Origin of the sequence: Klebsiella sp. HC6 (assembly GCF_022605325.1) — a bacterium.
Taxonomy (GTDB): domain Bacteria; phylum Pseudomonadota; class Gammaproteobacteria; order Enterobacterales; family Enterobacteriaceae; genus Klebsiella; species Klebsiella terrigena.
On the sequence record NZ_CP093276.1, the window covers coordinates 1,712,540 to 1,733,560 of the forward strand.

The 21,021-nt window shown below is 57.6% G+C and carries 19 protein-coding genes; 15 read left to right on the top strand and 4 right to left on the bottom strand.

Features of this window, described 5'->3' with window-relative positions; all coding sequences use genetic code 11:
* The first annotated feature begins 93 nt into the window (after positions 1-93).
* From fadI to sixA, 3 genes are all read left to right on the top strand, one after another.
* Positions 94-1,404, top strand: coding sequence for an acetyl-CoA C-acyltransferase FadI (gene fadI / locus MMW58_RS08500; RefSeq protein ID WP_045856133.1), 1,311 nt, complete (start codon positions 94-96; stop codon positions 1,402-1,404).
* A complete protein-coding gene (fadJ, locus tag MMW58_RS08505; protein ID WP_241723116.1) occupies positions 1,404-3,548 on the top strand; it encodes a fatty acid oxidation complex subunit alpha FadJ in 2,145 nt (714 codons plus the stop codon). The genes fadI and fadJ overlap by 1 nt, the downstream gene beginning before the upstream one ends.
* Before the next feature lie 209 nt (positions 3,549-3,757).
* Positions 3,758-4,243 carry a phosphohistidine phosphatase SixA gene (gene sixA / locus MMW58_RS08510; RefSeq protein WP_045856130.1) on the top strand — a complete coding sequence of 162 codons (486 nt, stop codon included), beginning with the start codon at positions 3,758-3,760 and terminating at the stop codon, positions 4,241-4,243.
* A gap of 21 nt (positions 4,244-4,264) precedes the next feature.
* Here sixA and smrB read toward each other — a convergent pair whose 3' ends face one another.
* Positions 4,265-4,816, bottom strand: a complete 552-nt coding sequence (gene smrB, locus MMW58_RS08515; RefSeq protein WP_045856128.1) for an endonuclease SmrB — start codon at positions 4,814-4,816, stop codon at positions 4,265-4,267.
* A 166-nt stretch (positions 4,817-4,982) separates the two neighbouring features.
* Here smrB and prmB point away from each other — a divergent pair, with 166 nt between their 5' ends.
* From prmB to MMW58_RS08545, 6 genes are read left to right on the top strand one after another with little or no spacing between them, the layout of a single operon-like run.
* On the top strand, positions 4,983-5,915 hold the full coding sequence (gene prmB / locus MMW58_RS08520; RefSeq protein ID WP_041146611.1) for a 50S ribosomal protein L3 N(5)-glutamine methyltransferase: 933 nt from the start codon (positions 4,983-4,985) through the stop codon (positions 5,913-5,915).
* 35 nt (positions 5,916-5,950) lie between these two features.
* On the top strand, positions 5,951-7,036 hold the full coding sequence (gene aroC, locus MMW58_RS08525) for a chorismate synthase (protein ID WP_241723117.1): 1,086 nt from the start codon (positions 5,951-5,953) through the stop codon (positions 7,034-7,036).
* A gap of 3 nt (positions 7,037-7,039) precedes the next feature.
* Positions 7,040-7,864: a penicillin-insensitive murein endopeptidase gene (gene mepA / locus MMW58_RS08530; protein WP_241723118.1), complete on the top strand. Its 825-nt coding sequence runs from the start codon at positions 7,040-7,042 to the stop codon at positions 7,862-7,864.
* A complete protein-coding gene (locus MMW58_RS08535; RefSeq protein WP_133599287.1) occupies positions 7,864-8,673 on the top strand; it encodes a sulfite exporter TauE/SafE family protein in 810 nt (269 codons plus the stop codon). The genes mepA and MMW58_RS08535 overlap by 1 nt, the downstream gene beginning before the upstream one ends.
* A complete protein-coding gene (locus tag MMW58_RS08540; protein WP_241723119.1) occupies positions 8,673-9,221 on the top strand; it encodes an elongation factor P hydroxylase in 549 nt (182 codons plus the stop codon). Before MMW58_RS08535 ends, MMW58_RS08540 begins: the two co-directional genes overlap by 1 nt.
* A 31-nt stretch (positions 9,222-9,252) precedes the next feature.
* Positions 9,253-9,528, top strand: a complete 276-nt coding sequence (locus MMW58_RS08545; protein WP_123709424.1) for a YfcL family protein — start codon at positions 9,253-9,255, stop codon at positions 9,526-9,528.
* An 81-nt stretch (positions 9,529-9,609) separates the two neighbouring features.
* Here MMW58_RS08545 and mnmC read toward each other — a convergent pair whose 3' ends face one another.
* A complete protein-coding gene (mnmC, locus tag MMW58_RS08550; RefSeq protein WP_241723120.1) occupies positions 9,610-11,598 on the bottom strand; it encodes a bifunctional tRNA (5-methylaminomethyl-2-thiouridine)(34)-methyltransferase MnmC2/FAD-dependent 5-carboxymethylaminomethyl-2-thiouridine(34) oxidoreductase MnmC1 in 1,989 nt (662 codons plus the stop codon).
* A gap of 158 nt (positions 11,599-11,756) precedes the next feature.
* Here mnmC and fabB point away from each other — a divergent pair, with 158 nt between their 5' ends.
* Positions 11,757-12,974: a beta-ketoacyl-ACP synthase I gene (gene fabB / locus MMW58_RS08555; protein ID WP_045856114.1), complete on the top strand. Its 1,218-nt coding sequence runs from the start codon at positions 11,757-11,759 to the stop codon at positions 12,972-12,974.
* A gap of 111 nt (positions 12,975-13,085) precedes the next feature.
* Positions 13,086-14,261, top strand: coding sequence for an MFS transporter (locus MMW58_RS08560; protein WP_241723121.1), 1,176 nt, complete (start codon positions 13,086-13,088; stop codon positions 14,259-14,261).
* Between the two features lie 2 nt (positions 14,262-14,263).
* Here MMW58_RS08560 and MMW58_RS08565 read toward each other — a convergent pair whose 3' ends face one another.
* On the bottom strand, positions 14,264-14,998 hold the full coding sequence (locus tag MMW58_RS08565) for a GntR family transcriptional regulator (RefSeq protein ID WP_241723122.1): 735 nt from the start codon (positions 14,996-14,998) through the stop codon (positions 14,264-14,266).
* Between the two features lie 197 nt (positions 14,999-15,195).
* On the opposite strand from MMW58_RS08565, the gene MMW58_RS08570 reads away from it, so the two are divergent.
* The 3 genes from MMW58_RS08570 to MMW58_RS08580 all read left to right on the top strand — a co-directional run bounded on the left by MMW58_RS08570 (position 15,196) and on the right by MMW58_RS08580 (position 18,695).
* Entirely contained in the window at positions 15,196-15,510 is a 315-nt protein-coding gene (locus MMW58_RS08570; RefSeq protein ID WP_241723123.1) for a PTS sugar transporter subunit IIB, read from the top strand.
* 114 nt (positions 15,511-15,624) lie between these two features.
* Positions 15,625-16,947: a PTS sugar transporter subunit IIC gene (locus tag MMW58_RS08575; protein WP_133599275.1), complete on the top strand. Its 1,323-nt coding sequence runs from the start codon at positions 15,625-15,627 to the stop codon at positions 16,945-16,947.
* 74 nt (positions 16,948-17,021) lie between these two features.
* Positions 17,022-18,695, top strand: coding sequence for a carbohydrate porin (locus tag MMW58_RS08580; RefSeq protein ID WP_241723124.1), 1,674 nt, complete (start codon positions 17,022-17,024; stop codon positions 18,693-18,695).
* A gap of 86 nt (positions 18,696-18,781) precedes the next feature.
* Here the strand turns inward: MMW58_RS08580 and flk are convergent, their stop codons facing one another.
* Entirely contained in the window at positions 18,782-19,765 is a 984-nt protein-coding gene (gene flk, locus MMW58_RS08585; RefSeq protein WP_241723125.1) for a flagella biosynthesis regulator Flk, read from the bottom strand.
* 109 nt (positions 19,766-19,874) lie between these two features.
* Between flk and pdxB the strand changes: the two genes are divergently transcribed.
* Positions 19,875-21,011, top strand: coding sequence for a 4-phosphoerythronate dehydrogenase PdxB (gene pdxB / locus MMW58_RS08590; protein WP_241723126.1), 1,137 nt, complete (start codon positions 19,875-19,877; stop codon positions 21,009-21,011).
* Positions 21,012-21,021 lie beyond the last annotated feature (10 nt).

A 21,021-nucleotide genomic window follows, 5' to 3' on the forward strand; every position in this document is an offset into this window, starting at 1 on the left:
TTTTTTGCTTCTCCGATTGGCTTAATGTAAAAAATTAGTTAAAACTGTTATCAGGTCAGACCACTTGGTTTTATCGGTTAACAGGGGAGAGTTATGAGTCAGGCACTACCGCTTGTCACCCGTCAGGGCGATCGCATAGCCATCGTCAGCGGTTTACGTACTCCGTTTGCCCGTCAGGCAACGGTATTTCACGGCGTTCCCGCGATTGATTTGGGAAAAATGGTCATCAGTGAAATGCTGGCTCGCAGCGATATTCCCCCGCAGATTATTGAACAGCTGGTCTTTGGCCAGGTGGTGCAGATGCCGGAAGCGCCGAATATTGCGCGCGAGATCGTGCTCGGCACCGGCATGAGCGTGCACACCGATGCCTATAGCGTCAGCCGCGCCTGCGCGACCAGCTTTCAGGCCGTCGCCAACGTCGCCGAAAGCCTGATGGCCGGAACGATCCGCGCGGGCATTGCCGGCGGCGCCGACTCCTCATCGGTGCTGCCTATCGGCGTAAGTAAAAAGCTGGCCCGCACGCTGGTGGATGCCAATAAGGCGCGCACCCTCGGCCAGCGGCTGAAGCTCTTTTCCCGCCTGCGCCTGCGCGATCTTTTACCGGTACCGCCCGCCGTCGCCGAATACTCGACCGGGCTGCGGATGGGCGACACCGCCGAGCAGATGGCAAAAAGCTGGGGCATCAGCCGTGAACAGCAGGATACGCTGGCGCTTCGCTCACACCAGCTGGCGGCCAAAGCCTGGGAGGAGGGAAAGCTTTCAGCTGAAGTGATGACCGCCTACGCGCCGCCGTTCCGCGAGCCTGTAGAAAGCGATAACAATATTCGTAAGAATTCTACCCTTGCTGATTACCAAAAGTTACGTCCGGCCTTCGATCGCAAGCACGGCACGGTCACCGCGGCCAACAGTACGCCGTTAACCGACGGCGCCGCGGCGGTGATAATGATGACGGAATCCCGGGCGAAAGAGCTGGGATTAACCCCGCTGGGCTATCTGCGCAGCTACGCCTTCACCGCCATCGGCGTTCAGCAGGACATGCTGCTGGGGCCGGCGTGGTCAACGCCTCTGGCGCTGGAAAGGGCGGGGCTAACCCTCGCCGATTTAACCCTTATCGATATGCATGAGGCTTTTGCCGCGCAAACGCTGGCCAACCTGAAGTGTCTGGCAAGCGATCGTTTTGCCCGCGAAGTGCTTGGCCGCTCGCAGGCCACTGGCGAAGTGGATGACAGCAAGTTTAACGTCCTCGGCGGCTCCATTGCCTACGGCCATCCTTTTGCGGCGACCGGCGCGAGGATGATCACGCAAACGCTGCACGAGCTGCGGCGCAGAGGGGGCGGGTTTGGTCTGGTCACTGCCTGTGCGGCGGGCGGTTTAGGCGCCGCCATGATTCTGGAGGTGGAGTAATGACTCCTGCATCGGCGTTTACTCTCGATATTCGTCCGGACAACGTGGCGGTAATTACCATCGATACGCCCGGCGAAAAAATGAATACCCTGAAGGCCGAATTTGGCAGCCAGGTTCGGGCTATCATCCGCCAGGTCCGCGATAATAAATCCCTGCGCGGCGTAGTGATTATTTCTGCTAAACCGGACAACTTCATCGCCGGGGCGGATATCAATATGATTGCCCGCTGTACCAGCGCGGAAGAAGCGGAGGCGCTGGCTCGTCAGGGGCAGCAAATCATGGCCGAGCTCCACGGGCTGACAATTCCGGCAATCGCCGCTATCCACGGCGCCTGCCTTGGCGGGGGCCTTGAGCTGGCGCTGGCCTGCCACGGGCGAGTCTGTAGCGATGATGATAAAACTCGCCTTGGTCTTCCTGAGGTGCAGCTGGGTTTGCTGCCGGGTTCCGGCGGCACGCAGCGGCTGCCGCGGTTGATTGGCGTCAGCAGCGCGCTGGAGATGATCCTCACCGGCAAACAGCTGCGCGCCAGACAGGCGCTTAAGGCCGGGCTGGTGGACGATGTGGTACCGCAGGCTATTTTACTGCAAACGGCGGTGGAGCTGGCGCTGAAAGGGCGTCCGGCAAGCCGCAATATGCCAATGCGCGAGCGCGTTCTTGCCGGCCCGCTAGGGCGTAATCTGCTGTTTCGCCTGGTGGCGAAAAAGACGCAGCAGAAGACCCAGGGCAACTATCCCGCCGCGAGAAAAATTCTGCAGGTCATTGAGAACGGGCTGGCTCATGGCTGCAGCAGCGGCTACGCCGAGGAGGCGAAAGCCTTCGGCGAGCTGGCGATGACGCCGCAATCGCAGGCGCTGCGCGCTATTTTCTTTGCCAGCACCGAGCTGAAAAAAGATCGCGGCGCCGAGGCTGAAGCCGGGCCTTTAAACAGCGTCGCCGTTCTCGGCGGCGGTCTGATGGGCGGGGGAATAGCTTACGTTACCGCCAGCAAAGGCGGATTGCCGGTGCGAATCAAGGATATTCAGGCCAGCGGGATTAACCATGCGTTGAAGTACAGCTGGGCGCTGCTGGACAAGCAGGTACGCCGTCGCTACATGCGCGCCAGCGAGCGCGACCGCCAGCTGGCCCTTATCTCCGGGACCACGGATTATCAAGGGTTTGCCCACCGCGACGTGGTGATTGAAGCCGTATTCGAGGACTTAGCGCTTAAACAGCGCATGGTTGCCGAAATAGAACAACATTGCGGCCCGGAGACGATCTTTGCCTCCAATACGTCGTCGCTGCCGATCGCCGGGATCGCGGCGCAGGCCAGCAGGCCTCAGCGGGTGATCGGCCTGCACTATTTCAGCCCGGTTGAAAAAATGCCGCTGGTGGAGGTTATCCCGCACCAGCATACGGACCCTCAGGCCGTCGCCACGGTGGTCCGGCTGGCAAAAATGCAGGGCAAAACGCCGATCGTGGTGGCGGATAAAGCCGGCTTCTACGTCAACCGCATTCTCGCCCCCTACATTAACGAGGCGATGCGTTTACTGATGGAAGGTGAGCCCGTTGAGCATATCGATAACGCACTGGTTAAATTCGGTTTTCCCGTAGGGCCTATCCAGCTGCTTGATGAAGTGGGTATCGACACCGGCACCAAAATTATTCCCGTTCTGGAATCGGCGTGGGGAGAACGTTTTAGCCCACCTGCAAATATCATTAATGCGATCTTGAATGACGATCGCAAAGGCAGAAAAAATAGCCGCGGTTTCTATCTTTATGAGAAAAAAGGGCGTACAAGCAAAAAACGACCCGATGCGGCAATTTATTCGCTACTGGGGATTTCTGCCCCGCAGGCGCGACTGTCGGCGCAGCAGGTGGCGGAACGCTGCGTGATGATGATGCTCAATGAAGCGGCGCGCTGCTTCGATGAGCGGGTTATTCGCAGCGCCCGCGATGGCGATATCGGCGCCGTGTTTGGTATAGGCTTCCCGCCGTTTCTTGGCGGCCCGTTCCGCTATATGGATACATTCGGGGCGGGTGAAGTGGTTGCAATTTTGCAGCGTCTGGCCGCTCAGTACGGCCCGCGTTTTACGCCATGTGAAAATTTATTGCGCATGGCCGAGCAGGGGGCGACGTTTTGGCCCGCTGGCGAACGGACGACCTAAGTTCTGGTCAAAGAAGATAAATCCGACGATGAATGACGCTGTCGATTGGCTGTTTTGTCAACAATCATTGACTATACTTACGCCACTGAGGTAAAAAACAGCGTTTCATTCGTTGGATGGATCAGGCACAATGCCCGGCCACTGAGTCGACTGCGTATTACCTTCGCGGGCAAGACTACGGTGCTTCTGGTTAACAAAAGCGGTGCAATATGCAAGTTTTTATCATGCGTCACGGCGACGCTGCCCTCGATGCAGCCAGTGACTCGGTTCGTCCATTAACCGCATGCGGTTGTGATGAGTCTCGTCAGATGGCAACCTGGCTGAAAGGCCAGAAAGTGGATATTGAGCGGGTTCTTGTGAGTCCTTATCTGCGTGCAGAACAGACGCTGGATATCGTAAGAGAGTGCATGAACCTGCCGAAGAACGTCGACGTCATGCCGGAGCTGACGCCGTGCGGCGACGTTGGCCTGGTCAACGCCTATCTTCAGGCGCTGGCGAATGAGGGGGTGGCAACGGCGCTGGTCGTTTCTCACCTGCCGCTGGTGGGGTACCTCGTCTCAGAGCTCTGCCCGGGAGAGACTCCCCCGATGTTCACGACCTCGGCCATTGCCTGCGTGACGCTCGATGCCAACGGCAAGGGCGAATTCAACTGGCAGATGAGCCCCTGCAACCTGAAGATGGCGAAAGCTATCTAATCTCCCCCCGGAGCCGACGTATTACGGAAGCTCCGGCGGTTGCCACTCTTCAATCTCAATCAGCACCAGCAGTGCGGCGTCTCCGCCGTACTCTTTTGGCGCCTGATGGAAGGCCATAATATGCGGATGCTGCGCCAGCCATAATGGCGTTTGCTGCTTCAGAATATGCTTTCCGTGGCCGTGCATCACGCAGGCGCAGAATACGTGTTCCCGGCGGCATGCGGCAATCAGCGCGCCCAGCTCCTGCTTTGCCTGCTGCTGGGTTAAACCGTGCAGGTCAAGAAACAGCTCGGGCGAATAGTCTCCGCGGCGCAGCTTTTTCAACTCAAAGTGGCTCACGTCCGAACGGACGTATTTTACCGACCCCTCGGTATTCAGCAGCGGCTGAAACTCATCCGAAAAGTAGTGGCTGTTGTCGGCCTGCTCCTGAAGCAGACGCTTCGGCGGCACTTCGGTTATTTTCTTGCGCAGCGGGCGGTGAACGATAGTGTCCTGCTTAATCTTACGCGTGCCGGTCATGAGCTGACGGAACAGCGTCTGATCCTCCACGCTAAGCGATGTTTTCTTTTTCATTGCCCACTCTCATCTTTTCTTTGCGCTAGTTTACCCGACCCGGAGTAGATCCGGGCAAGCAAAACGTACTTTTCCCCCTCAGCCTGACGTAAGAATGCTGATTTATCGCCGTCTTCGTGGCAAACTAGCCGCCGAATTTACAGTAGAGCGTGTCCTGGAGGATGGCGTGGATAAAATTTTTGTTGATGAAGCAGTCAATGAGCTGCAGACCATTCAGGACATGCTGCGCTGGGCGGTAAGCCGCTTCAGCGCGGCGAATATCTGGTACGGTCACGGCACCGACAACCCGTGGGACGAAGCGGTGCAGCTGGTACTGCCTTCGCTGTACCTGCCGCTGGACATCCCGGAAGACATGCGCATTGCGCGCCTGACCTCCAGTGAAAAGCACCGCATCGTTGAGCGCGTGATTCGCCGCGTCAACGAGCGCATTCCTGTCGCCTATCTGACCAACAAAGCCTGGTTCTGCGGCCATGAGTTTTACGTCGATGAACGCGTGCTGGTGCCGCGCTCGCCGATTGGCGAGCTTATCGAAAACCAGTTTGCCGGACTGATCGACCATCAGCCGCAGCATATCCTCGATATGTGCACCGGCAGCGGCTGTATCGCCATCGCCTGCGCCTATGCTTTCCCGCAAGCGGAAGTCGACGCGGTGGATATCTCCCCTGACGCGCTGGCCGTCGCCGAACAAAACGTGGAAGAGCACGGGCTTATCCATCAGGTTACGCCGATTCGCTCCGATCTGTTCCGCGATCTGCCGAAGGTGCAGTATGACCTGATCGTCACCAACCCGCCGTACGTCGACGAAGAAGATATGTCCGATCTGCCGGGCGAATATCGCCATGAGCCGGTGCTCGGGCTGGCTTCAGGCAGCGACGGTCTGAAGTTAACCCGCCGCATCCTCGCCTGCGCCCCGGATTACCTCAACGATGACGGCATTCTGATTTGTGAAGTTGGTAACAGCATGGTACATCTGATTGAACAGTATCCGGATGTCCCGTTCACCTGGCTTGAGTTCGATAACGGCGGAGACGGCGTGTTTATGCTGACCAAACCGCAGCTGATCGCCGCCCGGGTGCATTTCGGTATTTATAAAGACTAAAAGTAAAAACAACACGCAAACATGACGGAGCCGTGATGGCAGGAAATACAATTGGACAACTCTTTCGCGTAACCACTTTCGGCGAGTCGCACGGCCTGGCGCTGGGCTGCATCGTCGACGGCGTACCTCCGGGCATCCCGCTGACCGAAGCCGATCTGCAGCACGACCTGGATCGCCGCCGTCCCGGCACCTCGCGCTATACCACCCAGCGTCGCGAACCGGACCAGGTTAAGATCCTCTCCGGCGTATTCGAGGGCGTCACCACCGGCACCAGCATTGGCCTGCTGATTGAGAATACCGACCAGCGTTCGCAGGACTACGGCGCGATCAAAGACGTTTTTCGTCCCGGCCACGCGGATTACACCTACGAGCAGAAATACGGCCTGCGCGATTATCGCGGCGGTGGACGCTCGTCGGCGCGCGAGACCGCGATGCGCGTTGCGGCAGGGGCGATCGCCAAGAAGTTCCTCGCGGAGAAGTTTGGCATCGTCATCCGCGGCTGCCTGACCCAGATGGGAGATATCCCGCTGGCCATTAAAGACTGGGAGCAGGTTGAACAGAACCCGTTCTTCTGTCCCGATCCGGATAAAATTGAAGCGCTTGATGAGCTGATGCGCGGCCTGAAAAAAGAGGGCGACTCGATTGGCGCAAAAATCACCGTCGTGGCCGATGGCGTGCCTCCGGGACTCGGTGAGCCGGTATTCGACCGCCTGGATGCCGACATTGCCCACGCGCTGATGAGCATCAATGCGGTGAAAGGCGTTGAGATTGGCGACGGCTTTGAGGTGGTTAAGCTGCGCGGCAGCGAAAACCGCGATGAGATAACCAAAGCCGGTTTCCAGAGCAACCATGCGGGCGGCGTGCTCGGCGGGATCAGCAGCGGTCAGCAGATTGTCGCGCATATTGCGCTGAAGCCGACCTCCAGCATCACCGTTCCGGGGCATACCATTAACCGCTTTGGCGAAGAAGTCGAGATGATCACCAAAGGGCGGCACGATCCGTGCGTGGGGATCCGCGCGGTGCCGATCGCGGAAGCGATGCTGGCGATCGTGTTAATGGATCACTTTATGCGTCAACGCGCGCAAAACGGCGACGTGACGACATCAATTCCACGCTGGTAATCGATGAAAAAAACCGTTATCGCTCTGCTGGCGCTCGTGGCCAGCTCTGCCTGCTCTGCGGCAACGCCGTGGCAAAAAATCACCCAGCCGATAGGCGGCAGCGCGCAGTCTATCGGCGCTTTTGCTAACGGCTGTATTGTGGGAGCCCAGGCGCTGCCGCTGAACTCGGTAAACTACCAGGTGATGCGTACCGACCAGCGCCGCTATTTCGGCCACCCCGATCTTGTCCGGTTTATCCAGCGCCTGAGCAATCAGGTGCATAGCCGGGGAATGGGGACGATGCTGATTGGCGATATGGGCATGCCCGCCGGCGGGCGTTTTAACGGCGGCCACGCCAGCCATCAGAGCGGCCTGGATGTCGATATTTTCCTCCAGCTGCCGCAGACGCGCTGGAGCCCGGCGCAGCTGCTGAAGCCGCAGGCGCTGGACCTGGTCTCCGGCGACGGCAAGCGCGTTGTCCCGGCGCGCTGGAGCCCGCAAATTAGCCAGCTGATCAAGATGGCGGCGCAAGATAGCGAGGTCACGCGCATCTTCGTTAACCCGGCGATCAAACAGCAGCTCTGCCTCGATGCCGGAAGCGATCGCGACTGGCTGCATAAGGTTCGCCCGTGGTTCCAGCACCGTGCGCATATGCACGTTCGTCTGCGCTGTCCTGCCGGAAGCCTGGAGTGCGAAGAGCAGGCGCCGCCGCCTGCCGGCGACGGCTGCGGTGCAGAGCTACAAAGCTGGTTCGAACCCCCGAAACCCGGATCAACCCCTCCTGTGAAGAAGACGCCGCCTCCGCTGCCGCCTTCCTGCCAGGCGCTACTGGATGAGCACGTTCTTTAATGGATAGTTTTATCGACCTGTTTATGGTTTCGCCCACGGTGCTGGTAGTGCTTTTCTTCGTCGCTATTCTCGCCGGATTTATCGATTCTCTGGCCGGCGGCGGCGGGCTGTTGACCGTCCCGGCGCTGATGGCTGCGGGGCTTCCTCCGGCGCAGGCGCTGGCGACCAACAAGCTGCAGGCCTGCGGCGGCTCGCTCTCCGCGTCGCTCTACTTTATCCGCCGCAAGGTGGTGAACCTCGCCGATCAGAAGCTTAATATTGTGATGACCTTTATCGGCTCCACCGGCGGTGCGCTGCTGGTACAGCACGTGCAGTCCGATATCCTCAGGCAGATTTTGCCGATCCTGATTATCGGGATTGGCCTCTATTTTCTGCTGATGCCAAAATTAGGCGAGGCCGATCGCCAGCGTCGCTTGTACGGCCTGCCGTTCGCGCTTATCGCCGGCGGCTGCGTGGGTTTCTATGACGGCTTCTTCGGCCCGGGTGCCGGCTCGTTCTACGCCCTGGCCTTTGTCACCCTGGCGGGGTTTAACCTTGCAAAATCAACCGCTCATGCGAAGGTGCTCAACGCGACCTCCAACCTTGGCGGCCTGCTGCTGTTTATTATTGGCGGTAAAGTGATTTGGGCGACCGGATTCGTGATGATGGCGGGGCAGTTTATCGGCGCCCGCGCCGGCTCACGGCTGGTATTGAGCAAAGGGCAATCGCTGATTCGACCGATGATCGTGGTCGTGTCCGCAGTGATGAGTGCGAAACTTCTTTATGACAGCCACGGGGCGGAAATCCTGCAGTGGCTGGGAATGAATTAATGCAACAGCAACACCATTATGAGCAGCTGATCGCTATTTTTGACGGCTGCTTCGCCGGCGATTTTAATACCCGTCTGATTAAAGGCGATGACGAACCGATCTATCTTCCGGCTGATAACGACGTACCTTTTAACCGTATCGTCTTTGCCCACGGCTTTTATGCCAGCGGCCTGCACGAAATTTCGCACTGGTGTATTGCCGGGAAAGCGCGTCGTGAGCAGGTTGATTTCGGCTACTGGTACTGCCCGGACGGTCGGGATGCGATGACGCAGAGCCAGTTTGAAGACGTCGAGGTGAAGCCCCAGGCGTTTGAGTGGCTGTTTTGCGTGGCGGCGGGCTTCCCGTTTAACGTCAGCTGCGACAACCTGGAAGGGGACGTCGAGCCCGATCGTATTGCCTTTCAGCGGCGGGTCCATGCCCAGGTCATGAGCTATCTGCAGCAGGGGATCCCGGAACGTCCGGAACGATTTATTCAGGCATTACAAAAATATTATCAAACGCCGCCACTGACGGCAGAACAATTTCCGTGGCCGGAAGACCTGCACTAAGGCCACGCTTTACACTAGAAGAGGAAAGACAATGCTCGCGGAGTTTGAATCACGCATTCTGGCGCTAATCGACGAAATGGTAGACCACGCCAGCGATGATGAACTGTTTGCCGGCGGCTATCTGCGTGGCCACCTGACGCTGGCGGTAGCCGAGCTGGAAGGCGGAGACGATCACTCGCCGCAGGCGATCAGTGACCGGGTGACTCGTAGCCTGGAAAAAGCGATCGGCGCGGGAGAGCTTTCGCCGCCGGACCAGATCCTCGTTCAGGATATGTGGAATAAATTGTATCAGCAGGCAAAACGCTAAATAGCCTGCTCGATAGCCCTGGCCGCGCGTTGCGAGGTCGGGGAATAGCCCGGAGAGTGCCATCCGGGCTACCTCAACGGATTATTTCACCGCTTTTCCCTTCAGCAGTTTTCTTACCCATAGCCGATTAGGATTGAGCGCCGCCAGCGTTTCGCGATCCATTGGCAGCGGTTCACCGCTCATCTGTGCCGCCAGAATTTCCGCCGTTAACGGCGCGGAGCACAGCCCGCGCGATCCCAGTGCCCCAAGAAGATAAAGATTACTATGCACCGGCGCAGAGGGCGCATCCTCCTTCTGCCCGGCAAGCTGAGCGTACCGGGCAAGCGTAGCCTCATAGTCCGGCACGTTGCCGACCATCGGTAAATGGTCGCGGGTGGCGCAGCGCACGCCGCAGCGGGCCTCGTTGGCGCTGGTATCGACCTCCTGGGCCCACTGCGCATCGGGGAAGCAGTCTACCAGGCGCTGACGGTTCTGCCGCTGGTCCTCGGCGCTGAACGCCGTTTCCGTCTGCCCGCGATGATAGCTGGCTCCGATACAGTGCTGCTGGTTCCGCGGGTTTTGCGGCGTCAGGTAGCCGTCATAGCACAGCACCTGGCGCAGCTGAGAAAGCCCCGGCGTCGTCGGGATATGGCTAACCTGGCCGCCCACCGGATAGGCCGGCAGCTGCGCGGTTTGGCTGAAGGTTGTCAGCTGATGGCCGTTCGCCAGTACCACCACCGCATGCTGCTGGCTCTGGTTCAGCTGCCAGCCGTCGTCTCCGGCGGTGAGCGTCTCCACCTTAAAGCCATAGCGCGCGTGCAACCCTCGGGTCGCCGCCAGCGCGAGGAGTTCGGCCGTCAGCTGCTGCGGGCAGAGCCAGCCTCCTGCGGGATAGGCAATCCCGCCGCAGCCGGTCTCGACGCCGGTCGCCTGCGCCACCGCTTCGGCGCTAACGGCGGCGGCAATTTCCGCCGGTAGATTGAGCTCAAGCATCTGGGCGATTTTTTGCCCGCTTTTCTCATCCCAGGCGAGCTGCGTCACGCCGCACCACTGGTGGTCGAAGGTGACCGGCAGCGCATCGTAAACCCTGCGCGCGAAGGTAAATGCGGCGGGGAAGAAGCGGGTCAGGGCCGGGTCGTGCTGGCTGAGCAAAGGATACAGGGCTCCCTGACGGTTGCCGGATGCGCCTTTGGCGGGGGCATCGTCGGCGCAATAGAGCGTCACTTGCCAGCCGCGGCGCAGCAGCGCGAGCGACAGCAGGGCGCTGGCAATCCCGCCGCCGATAATCGCCACCTCGCGTTTTTCGCTGGCGGTGCGGGCAAACCACGGCGCGCGCGCGGGCAGGTTCAGCTCGTGGCTCATCTCGCCGATCAGCATCTCTCGCTTGCGGCCAAAACCTTTATGCTTGTGCATGGTAAAGCCGGCTTCCTGCAGGCCGCGACGCACGAAGCCTGCGGAGGTGAAGGTCGCCAGGGTTCCGCCCGGTTTTGCCAGCCGGGCCATGGCCGCGAAGAGCTCTGGCGTCCACATATCCGGGTTTTTTGCCGGTGCAAACCCGTCGAGAAACCAGGCATCGACCTGCTGGTTGAGGGAGTCATCAAGCTCAAGGGTCAGCTCGTTGATATCGCCGAACCATAAATCGAGGGTCACGCGTCCGTCGTCAAGCAGCAGCCGGTGGCAGCCGGCAACGGGCAGCGGCCACTGGGCCTGCAGCTGCTCCGCCCACGGCGCCAGCTCCGGCCAGTGCCGGTGGGAGAGGGCCAGATCGGCGGCGGTGAGCGGAAATTTTTCAAAACTGATGAAATGTAATCTTTGCAGGGTAGCTTCGGGGTAGTCACGGTGAAAAACGTCGAACGCCTGCCACAGCGTAAGGAAGTTGAGGCCGGTGCCGAATCCGCTCTCCGCCACCACAAACAGCGGCTGGGAATGAACAGGAAAGCGTTCACCGAGGCTGTTGCCGCCGAGAAAAACGTAGCGGGTCTCTTCCAGACCGTTGTCATTGGAAAAGTACACGTCGCCGAAATCTCGGGAAACAGGTGTACCCTCAGCGTTGAATTCCAGGTTGGCAGGTTGTATGGCGTTTTGTTTCACGTAAGTTACTCGAATCTCAAGGCGTAGAACGATCTTAACGATGTGTGCCGGGAGGCGCAAATTTATACACAAAATGGCTGATCGGACTTGTTCGGCGTACAAGTGTACGCTATTGTGCGACTCGAAACTTAAAATAGTGCGACTTACAGAGGTATTGAATGAAACGTGCAGTTATTACTGGCTTGGGCATCGTTTCCAGCATCGGTAACAACCAGCAGGAAGTCCTGGCATCTCTGCGTGAAGGACGTTCAGGGATCACTTTCTCTCAGGAATTTCAAGATTCAGGTATGCGCAGCCACGTATGGGGCAACGTTAAGCTGGATACCACCGGTCTGATCGACCGTAAAGTGGTTCGCTTTATGAACGATGCCTCCATCTACGCCTATCTCTCAATGCAGCAGGCCGTAGAGGACGCTGGATTGAAAGAAGAAGTTTATCAAAATAACCCGCGCGTCGGTCTGATCGCCGGTTCCGGCGGCTCTTCAAAATACCAGGTGTTTGGCGCAGATGCGATGCGTAGCCCGCGCGGCCTGAAGGCCGTTGGCCCGTACGTGGTGACCAAAGCGATGGCCTCTGCCGTTTCTGCCTGCCTGGCCACGCCGTTTAAAATCCACGGCGTCAACTACTCTATCAGCTCCGCCTGTGCGACTTCCGCACACTGTATCGGCAATGCCGTAGAGCAGATTCAGCTGGGTAAACAGGATATCGTTTTTGCCGGCGGCGGCGAAGAGCTGTGCTGGGAAATGGCCTGCGAATTCGACGCAATGGGCGCGCTGTCCACCAAATACAACGAAACTCCGGACAAAGCGTCCCGTACCTATGATACGCACCGCGACGGTTTCGTTATCGCTGGCGGCGGCGGTATGGTTGTGGTTGAAGAGCTGGAGCACGCTCTGGCACGCGGCGCACACATCTATGCGGAAATCGTCGGCTACGGCGCAACGTCCGACGGCGCCGACATGGTTGCCCCGTCTGGTGAAGGCGCAGTCCGCTGCATGCACATGGCGATGCAGGGCGTTGACACCCCGATTGATTACCTGAACTCCCACGGTACCTCAACGCCGGTTGGCGACGTGAAAGAGCTGGGCGCAATCCGTGAAGTCTTCGGCGATAACAGCCCGGCAATCTCCGCAACGAAAGCGATGACCGGCCACTCGCTGGGTGCCGCTGGCGTACAGGAAGCGATCTACTCTCTGCTGATGCTGGAACACGGCTTTATCGCCCCAAGCATCAACATCGACGAGATGGACGAGCAGGCCGCAGGCCTGAACATCGTGACTAAGCCGACCGAACGTGCGCTGACCACCGTGATGTCCAACAGCTTCGGTTTTGGCGGCACCAACGCCACCCTGGTGATGCGCAAACACGACGCATAGTCAGTCAGTAATTGAAAAGGGAGCCAGCAGGCTCCCTTTTTTGCATTATTGAGAGAGCCTGGCGCAGGGAGGCACACTCACCTCGTCTTACTCTGCGAACTGGAGTAAAGCATGTCCGCAGCGACAAAAACAACGAATCCCTCTTCGGCGAATATTTCGCTATTTCGCATTACGTTTTCCGTCTTTCTGACCTACATGACCGTTGGCCTTCCGCTGCCGGTGATCCCTCTTTTTGTGCACCACGAGCTCGGTTTTGGCAACACGATGGTTGGCATCGCCGTTGGAATACAGTTTCTGGCGACGGTTCTGACGCGAGGCTACGCCGGTCGCCTCGCCGACCAGTACGGGGCGAAACGCTCGGTGCTGCAGGGGATGCTCGCCTGCGCGCTGGCCGGCGCCGCGTGGCTGCTGGCGGCGCTCCTGCCGGTATCGATTGTAGCGAAATTTGCGCTGCTGGTGCTGGGCCGGCTAATCCTTGGCTTTGGCGAAAGCCAGCTGCTAACCGGTAACCTGAGCTGGGGGCTGGGCCTCGTCGGGCCGACGCGCTCGGGGAAAGTCATGTCATGGAACGGAATGGCCATCTACGGATCGCTGGCGGCCGGCGCCCCGCTGGGGCTGCTGATCTACACGCAGTACGGCGTTGCGGTGCTGGCCTGCGTCACCATGGCGCTGCCGCTCCTTGCCCTCGCCATTAACGGCACGGTCTGCAAGGTTCCGGCGCACGGCGGCGAGCGTCCGTCGCTGTGGAGCGTTGTCGGTATGATCTGGCGTCCGGGGATTGGCCTTGGCCTGCAGGGCGTCGGATTTGCGGTGATTGGTACCTTCGTCTCGCTCTATTTTGCCAGCAACGGCTGGGCGATGGCCGGCTTTACGTTGACCGCTTTTGGCGGCGCCTTCGTGCTGATGCGCATCCTGTTTGGCTGGATGCCCGATCGCTTCGGCGGGGTGAAGGTGGCGACGGTCTCGCTGCTGATTGAGGCCGCTGGCCTGACGCTGCTGTGGCTGGCGCCGGATGCCTGGACCGCCTTAGCCGGCGCCGCGCTGACCGGCTGCGGCTGCTCGCTTATCTTCCCGTCGCTGGGCGTGGAGGTGGTGAAGCGCGTTCCGCCACAGGTGCGGGGCACCGCGCTGGGGGGCTATGCGGCGTTCCAGGATATTTCATACGGTATTAGCGGTCCGCTTGCCGGGCTGCTGGCGACGTCTCTGGGCTACTCGTCCGTCTTCCTGGCGGCGGCGGTCTGCGCCGCGCTGGGTATCGTCGTCACCCTGGTATCACTACGCAAGTAGGCCTATGGCTCGGCCCTCGGTGAGTGAGGGCCGGCCGCCTTGCGCGGAAGATAGTACTTCACCTGAAACTCAAACATGTTTGTATAGAGGATCGAGTAGTCGATAGGCTGGTGCTGTTCGTCTATCGCCTGGGTCTGCATGCGGATGATGGGATCTTTGGTGCTGATATGTAACAGTTTAGCCAGCTCGGGGGAGGGGAGAATGGGGACAATCGATTCGTAGCATCCGTCTATTCTCACCCCGCAGTCATTTTCAATGTAGGCAAACTTCGATTTTTTCATATGGGCAATCGTCAGGTCCGGAAAGCGCGTTGCCGAAAGCCAGGTCTCTTCTAATTGCATCGCAATATTGTCGATAAAGCGCAGTCTTTTAGCATAATAGACGGGTTCTCCGTGCTGCAGCTGCAGGCCTTTAGCTATTTCCTCTGATGCCGGCTGTAATTCAAATTTGAGAATTTGGCTGGAGGGGGTTTTACCTTCATTACGGGCGATTTCAGTAAAACTGTCTAAATGGGTAACGGAAGCCTGAAAATGTTTATTTCGGATCCACGTTCCGGATCCATGACGGCGCTCAATTAAGCCGTCCTCCTCCAGCGTTTTTAGCGCCTTACGCAGCGTATTGCGTGAAACATTATAAAATTCTGCCAATTCCTTTTCTGCTGGCAGAAGATCTCCGACGCTATAGGCTGGACTATTAATTTTGTTCTTCAGTAAATTAACTACATTTTTATAGACCACTTTTGCACCTCTTAAATCCCTTTATAAACATCATGTTGTCATCACTGTGCGATGAAGTTACGTCAACACGTTCATTTATTTCTTTGCTTTTGAACAACTTTTACATTGCTAACTGTGATCAAAACTGCGGATAAGAAAATTAACAATTATTACAGTGCTCGTCAATTGAGCTTCTTGAACAGGAAAAGGTAAGGGATATGAAAAATATATTGTTAGTGTGTGCCGCCGGGATGTCCACCAGTATGCTGGTAAAACGAATGCAGGATCGCGCTGGGGCGGTTGGTATTGCCGCTAATATCAATGCGCTGGCTATTTCTGAGGCCAAGGAAAAAATCAAAAAAAATGAGGTTGACGTTGTGCTGTTAGGGCCTCAGGTGCGCTTTCAGAAAAATGAAATAGAGGAAATCGCGCAAGGAAGAATACCGGTAGCGGTCATCGATATGAAAAGCTACGGGCAAATGGATGGCCACGCCGTTTTAGATAATGCCCTGCAGCTGCTGGCAGGCAAGTAATTACGCTAAAATTGCTCGGCCCCGCAGGTCGGGTATTGATTTTCAGCACGCCGGATGTGAATGCCTTCATCAATGATTCGCTAGTGAACGTTAATTATTAGAAAAGGGTTAATCATGAGTTTTATGGATAGCTTTGAACGGGGTATGGAGAAAATTTTGGTGCCGGTGGCCATCAAATTAAACTCTCAGATCCACGTCTCAGCAATTCGGGATGCATTTATTTTATCGTTCCCGATCGTTATGGCCAGCTCGCTAATTATTCTTATTAATTTCGCGATACTTTCACCCGATGGCTTTATCGCCAGTATTTTACATCTGGGAACGCTCTTTCCGAATTTGGCCGACGCACAGCAAATTTTCACCCCGGTAATGAACGGCTCGGTCAACATTATGGCGATACTGATTACCTTTCTTGTCGCGCGTAATATCGCAATAAGCTACCAGCAGGACGATCTGCTGTGCGGGCTGACGGCGATCGGCGCCTTTTTTGTGGTCTATACGCCGTACGTTATCATCGATGGGCAGGCCTATCTGACAACAAAATATCTCGGGCCGCAGGGGCTGTTTGTGGCGATTATTGTCGCCATTATCTCCAGCGAAGTATTTTGTCGCCTGGCGCGCAATCCGAAAGTGACGATTAGTATGCCAGCCGCGGTGCCGCCGGCGGTGGCGCGTTCATTCAAGGTGCTGCTGCCTATCTTCTTCGTGATGATCTCTTTTTCGATTATCAACTACCTGTTAACCCGCATTTCGCCAAACGGTCTTAACGATCTGATCTATACCCTGATCCAGGCGCCGCTAAAGGACATGGGCACCAATATCGTCACCGTTCTGGTGCTCGGGCTGGTGGCGAACTTCCTGTGGGTGCTGGGGATCCACGGTCCGAATACGGTAGCGGCAATTCGTGAAACTATCTTCTCGGAAGCGAACCTGGAAAACCTCTCCTGGGCCGCCTCACACGGCAGTACGTGGGGAGCGCCGTATCCGATTACGTGGACCGGCATCAATGATGCGTTCGCTAACTGCGGCGGTTCCGGTATGACGCTGGGCCTGCTGATCGCGATTTTTATTGCCTCCCGGCGTAAGGATTATCGCGATCTGGCGAAGATGGCTTTTGTTCCCGGGCTGTTTAATATTAACGAACCGGTCATGTTTGGCTTACCGATTGTGCTGAACCCGATTTTGGTTATTCCATTTATCTTCGTGCCTTTTATTAATTCGCTCATTGGCTACTTCTTTATCAGCATGGAGTTTATTCCGCCAATCGCCTACGCGGTTCCGTGGACCACGCCGGGCCCGCTGATCGCCTTCTTTGGCACCGGCGGAAACTGGCTGGCGCTGTTTGTTGGGATCCTGTGCCTGGCCGTATCAACGTTGATTTACTTACCGTTTGTCATTGCGTCAAATAAAGTGAATACCGCCGCTGCGGCACAGTAGCGCGCCCCCCTCTGGCTTTACCTGCCTTCGGCCTCATGGCTGAAGGCAAATTATAAAAATATAAAAGGTACCCTATGTATTCAAGTAAATTGAAGGTTAGCTTATTGTCTTTATCCGTTCTGCTGGCTATTTCGTCAAGCAATACGGTGGCGGCTAAATTAACGATTGAACAGCGTCTTGAATTGCTGGAATCAGAGCTGTCGGCGAATAAAAAAGAATTACAGAAAACGCAATCGCAGCTCTCGACGTATAAAGATAAAGTGGCCGTGCTGCAGAAAAGTATTAAAGAGAATGAACAGCGCAAGGTCACGGCCGGCTACCCAACGGCGGCCTCGCCGGTGGCTGAAAATATCGTCAATGAAAATAACGAAGTCGGTGAAAAATCGGCACCGGCGCAGGTGAAGGCGACGCAGCAGGTGGCGGTTATCAATACCGATGGCAAGAAGGCCAGAGTGGAGAGTATTACCATGAAGGATCTCAGCAAATTCGTTAAGGACGATATTGGCTTCAGCTATCAGGGATATCTGCGCTCGGGGTGGGGAACGTCTAACCACGGCTCGTCCCAAACCTATGCCGCCGGCTCTCTGGGCCGCTTTGGTAATGAGATGAGCGGCTGGTTTGACCTGACCCTCAATCAGCGGGTCTATAGCCAGGACGGCAAAACGGCTAACGCCGTGGTGACCTTCGATGGCAACGTGGGCGAGCAGTATAACGACGCATGGTTTGGCGATACCAATAACGAAAATATCCTCCAGTTCAGCGATATCTTCCTGACGACGAAGGGCTTCCTGCCGTTTGCGCCGGAGGCTGATTTCTGGGTAGGGAAGCATAAATTGCCCGAATATGAAATTCAGATGCTTGACTGGAAATCGCTGACTACCGATGTTGCCGCGGGTCTTGGGATCCAGAACTGGACGCTGGGCGTTGGCCAGCTGGACGCCTCGCTCAGCCGCAATGACGTGGATGTCTATTCGCGCGACTTCTCCCGGACCACCCAAATGAATACTAACTCTGCCGATCTGCGCTATCGCAACATCCCGCTGTGGGAGAAGGGCTCGCTGTCGTTAATGGGGAAATATGCCTTTGCCAATAAGAGTGACGAGCAGAAGGAAAATGAGGATAACAGCGGCTACTTCAAGCTGAAAGACACCTGGATGGTGACCGGTATTGTACGCCAGGAGCTGGAGCGTAAAGGCTTCAATGAGTTTACGCTCCAGGTGGCAAATAACTCTTACGCCAGCAGTTTCTCGAACTTCTCCGGCGCCAGCAACTCAATGGCGCATGGCCGCTACTATTATGGCGACCACAGCAACGGGGTAGCCTTACGTCTGATTTCGCAGGGGGAAACGTACCTCGCCGATCGGATTATTATGGCGAATGCGCTGGTCTGGTCGCACGGCAACGATATCTATAGCTACGAAAGCGGCGCGCACAGCGACTTTGACAGCCTCCGGGCGGTCATCCGTCCGGCCTGGATTTGGGATACCTGGAACCAGAGCGGGGTGGAGCTGGGCTGGTTTGCGCAGAAAAATAAAACTCAGCAGGGCAAGGACTTGAAAGAGTCGGCGTATAAAACGACGCTCTACCATGCGCTAAAAGTGGGGCCAAGCCTGTTGGGATCGCGTCCGGAAATTCGCTTCTACGGCACCTATATCAACATTCTCGATAATGAGCTGTCGCAATACCGCTTTAACGACAACAGCAAGGATGAGTTTATGCTGGGCGTGCAGGCCGAGGTCTGGTGGTAACCGTCCCCTGACCAGAGTAACGCCCGTCTCGTGCGGGCGTTACCGTAACGGTGATATTAGCCGCCCCGTTTCTCTGGCGGCAGGCGCTACGCAACCATCAGCCATATCAGCGCCAGCGCGGCCAGCGCCAGCAGGATAAGCCACGGCTTTTTGAGCCGTGCGGAGAGCGGGGTAACCTCCGTTTGCAGCGAGGGGATCGCCAGGGTTTCCTGGGCGCGCGCCACCCGCAGCACGAAAACTTTGTTTAACAGCGTCAGTATCTGGCTGGAGCTCAGCGCCGACTGCGGCGTCACGTGCCAGCTGTTGCGGGCAAAATCGGCGATCTTCTGCCACTCCTGCGCTTCCAGCGGCTGCTTCAGCGCGGCCTGCAGCGAGTTGAGCGTCGGGCTGGCCTGGGTGCTTAGCGTTTGCCGCGCCTGAAGCCAGTAGGAGAGCGGGGTAAAATGCGTTGCCGGGATCAGCTCGCCGGTTTTCACGCCGCACAGCTCCAGCATCGATTGCCAGATAAGCTTGCCGGGCTCGCCGGTTGCGGCGGCAAGGCGGGTCACCAGCTGATTCAGCGTGTTGTGTTCCGCCGGCAGCAGCGGGCGCAGCGTAGGCTGACGCTGTTGGGGCGACGGAATCGACAGCCGGCCGTTTTGCAGCAGCTGCAGCACGTTCTCAAGCTGCTGCTGGGTCAGCGCGTGTAGCGTAGTTTGGCCATAATTCTGGCGAATATAATCGCTTACCGCCTGACGATTGTTGCCCTGGCTCAGCAGCTCGCCGAGCTGCGCCAGAGTCTGACGGTGGCGATGGTTTTGCTGCGCAACGGTCAGGCGCTGGTTCAGGTGACTTTCGGCGGCGGCAAAGTGGCATGCCAGCAGCGGCGCATCGCCTTTCAGTCCCAGATCGTGCTTGATTCCGGCCCACACTTCCGCGTTCTGCTGCGATGTTAGCGCCACCAGGCGGGTGATCAGTCGCTCGAGAACGGTGCGTTGTTGGGTGGTCAGCGAAAGCTCCCCGGCGACGGGCGCACCGGAGGGAGCCGTCCCCGGAGGGCGATCGGACATACCTGAAACGGGTTGTGTCATGATTAATCCTTTCCGTATTACTGTACTGAGGCCCGGTGATGATGTTCCTGGCGGCGAGATTATGGCACACTTCCCCGGTTTACTCTCGTTCTCAGACAGGTACTGAACCGTGAAAATCCTCGTTGATGAAAATATGCCCTATGCCCGTGAGCTTTTTAGCCGTTTGGGCGAGGTGAGGGCGGTCCCCGGCCGCCCAATTCCGGCTGAAGCGCTGACCGATGCCGACGCGCTGATGGTCCGCTCCGTCACTAAAGTCAATGAAGCGCTGCTTGCCGGTAAGGCTATTCAGTTCGTCGGCACCGCGACCGCGGGCACCGATCATGTCGATCAGGCGTGGCTCCAGCAGGCGGGGATCGGTTTTTCCGCCGCGCCGGGCTGCAACGCTATTGCGGTAGTTGAGTATGTTTTCTCGGCGCTGCTGATGCTGGCCGAGCGCGATGGCTTTGCGCTGACCGATCGTACCGTCGGGATCGTGGGGGTGGGCAACGTCGGCGGACGGCTGCAAAAACGTCTTGAAGCGCTGGGGATTAAAACGCTGCTTTGCGATCCGCCGCGCGCGGATCGCGGTGATGAGGGCGATTTCCGCAGCCTCGACGAGCTGGTTCAGCAGGCCGATGTGCTGACGTTCCACACGCCTTTATATAAAGAAGGGCAGTACAAGACGCTGCACCTCGCGGATGAGGCGCTGATTAGCCGTCTGAAGCCGGAAACGGTGTTAATTAACGCCTGCCGTGGCCCGGTGGTGGATAACGGCGCGCTGCTGAAGCGCCTGCAGGCCGGGCAGCCGCTGAGCGTGGTGCTGGACGTCTGGGAGCCGGAGCCGGATCTTAACCTTGAGCTGCTGGATCGCGTGGATATCGGTACCGCGCATATCGCGGGCTATACCCTTGAAGGGAAAGCGCGCGGGACGACCCAGGTGTTTGAAGCCTACAGCGCGTTTATCGGCCATCCGCAGCAGGTTGCGCTGGATACCCTGCTGCCGGCGCCGGAGTTTGGCCGTATCACCCTCCACGGCGCGCTCGATCAGGCAACCCTGAAAAGGCTGGTCCATTTGGTGTATGATGTGCGCCGCGACGATGCGCCGCTGCGAAAAGTGGCCGGTGCTGCGGGTGAATTTGACAAGCTGCGCAAAAATTACCAGGAACGCCGTGAATGGTCTTCGCTGTACGTACAGTGCAGCGATGAGCAGGCGGCGACGCTGTTGCGGCAGCTCGGCTTTAATGCCATACATCATCCTGTTCGTTAATATCTTCTTA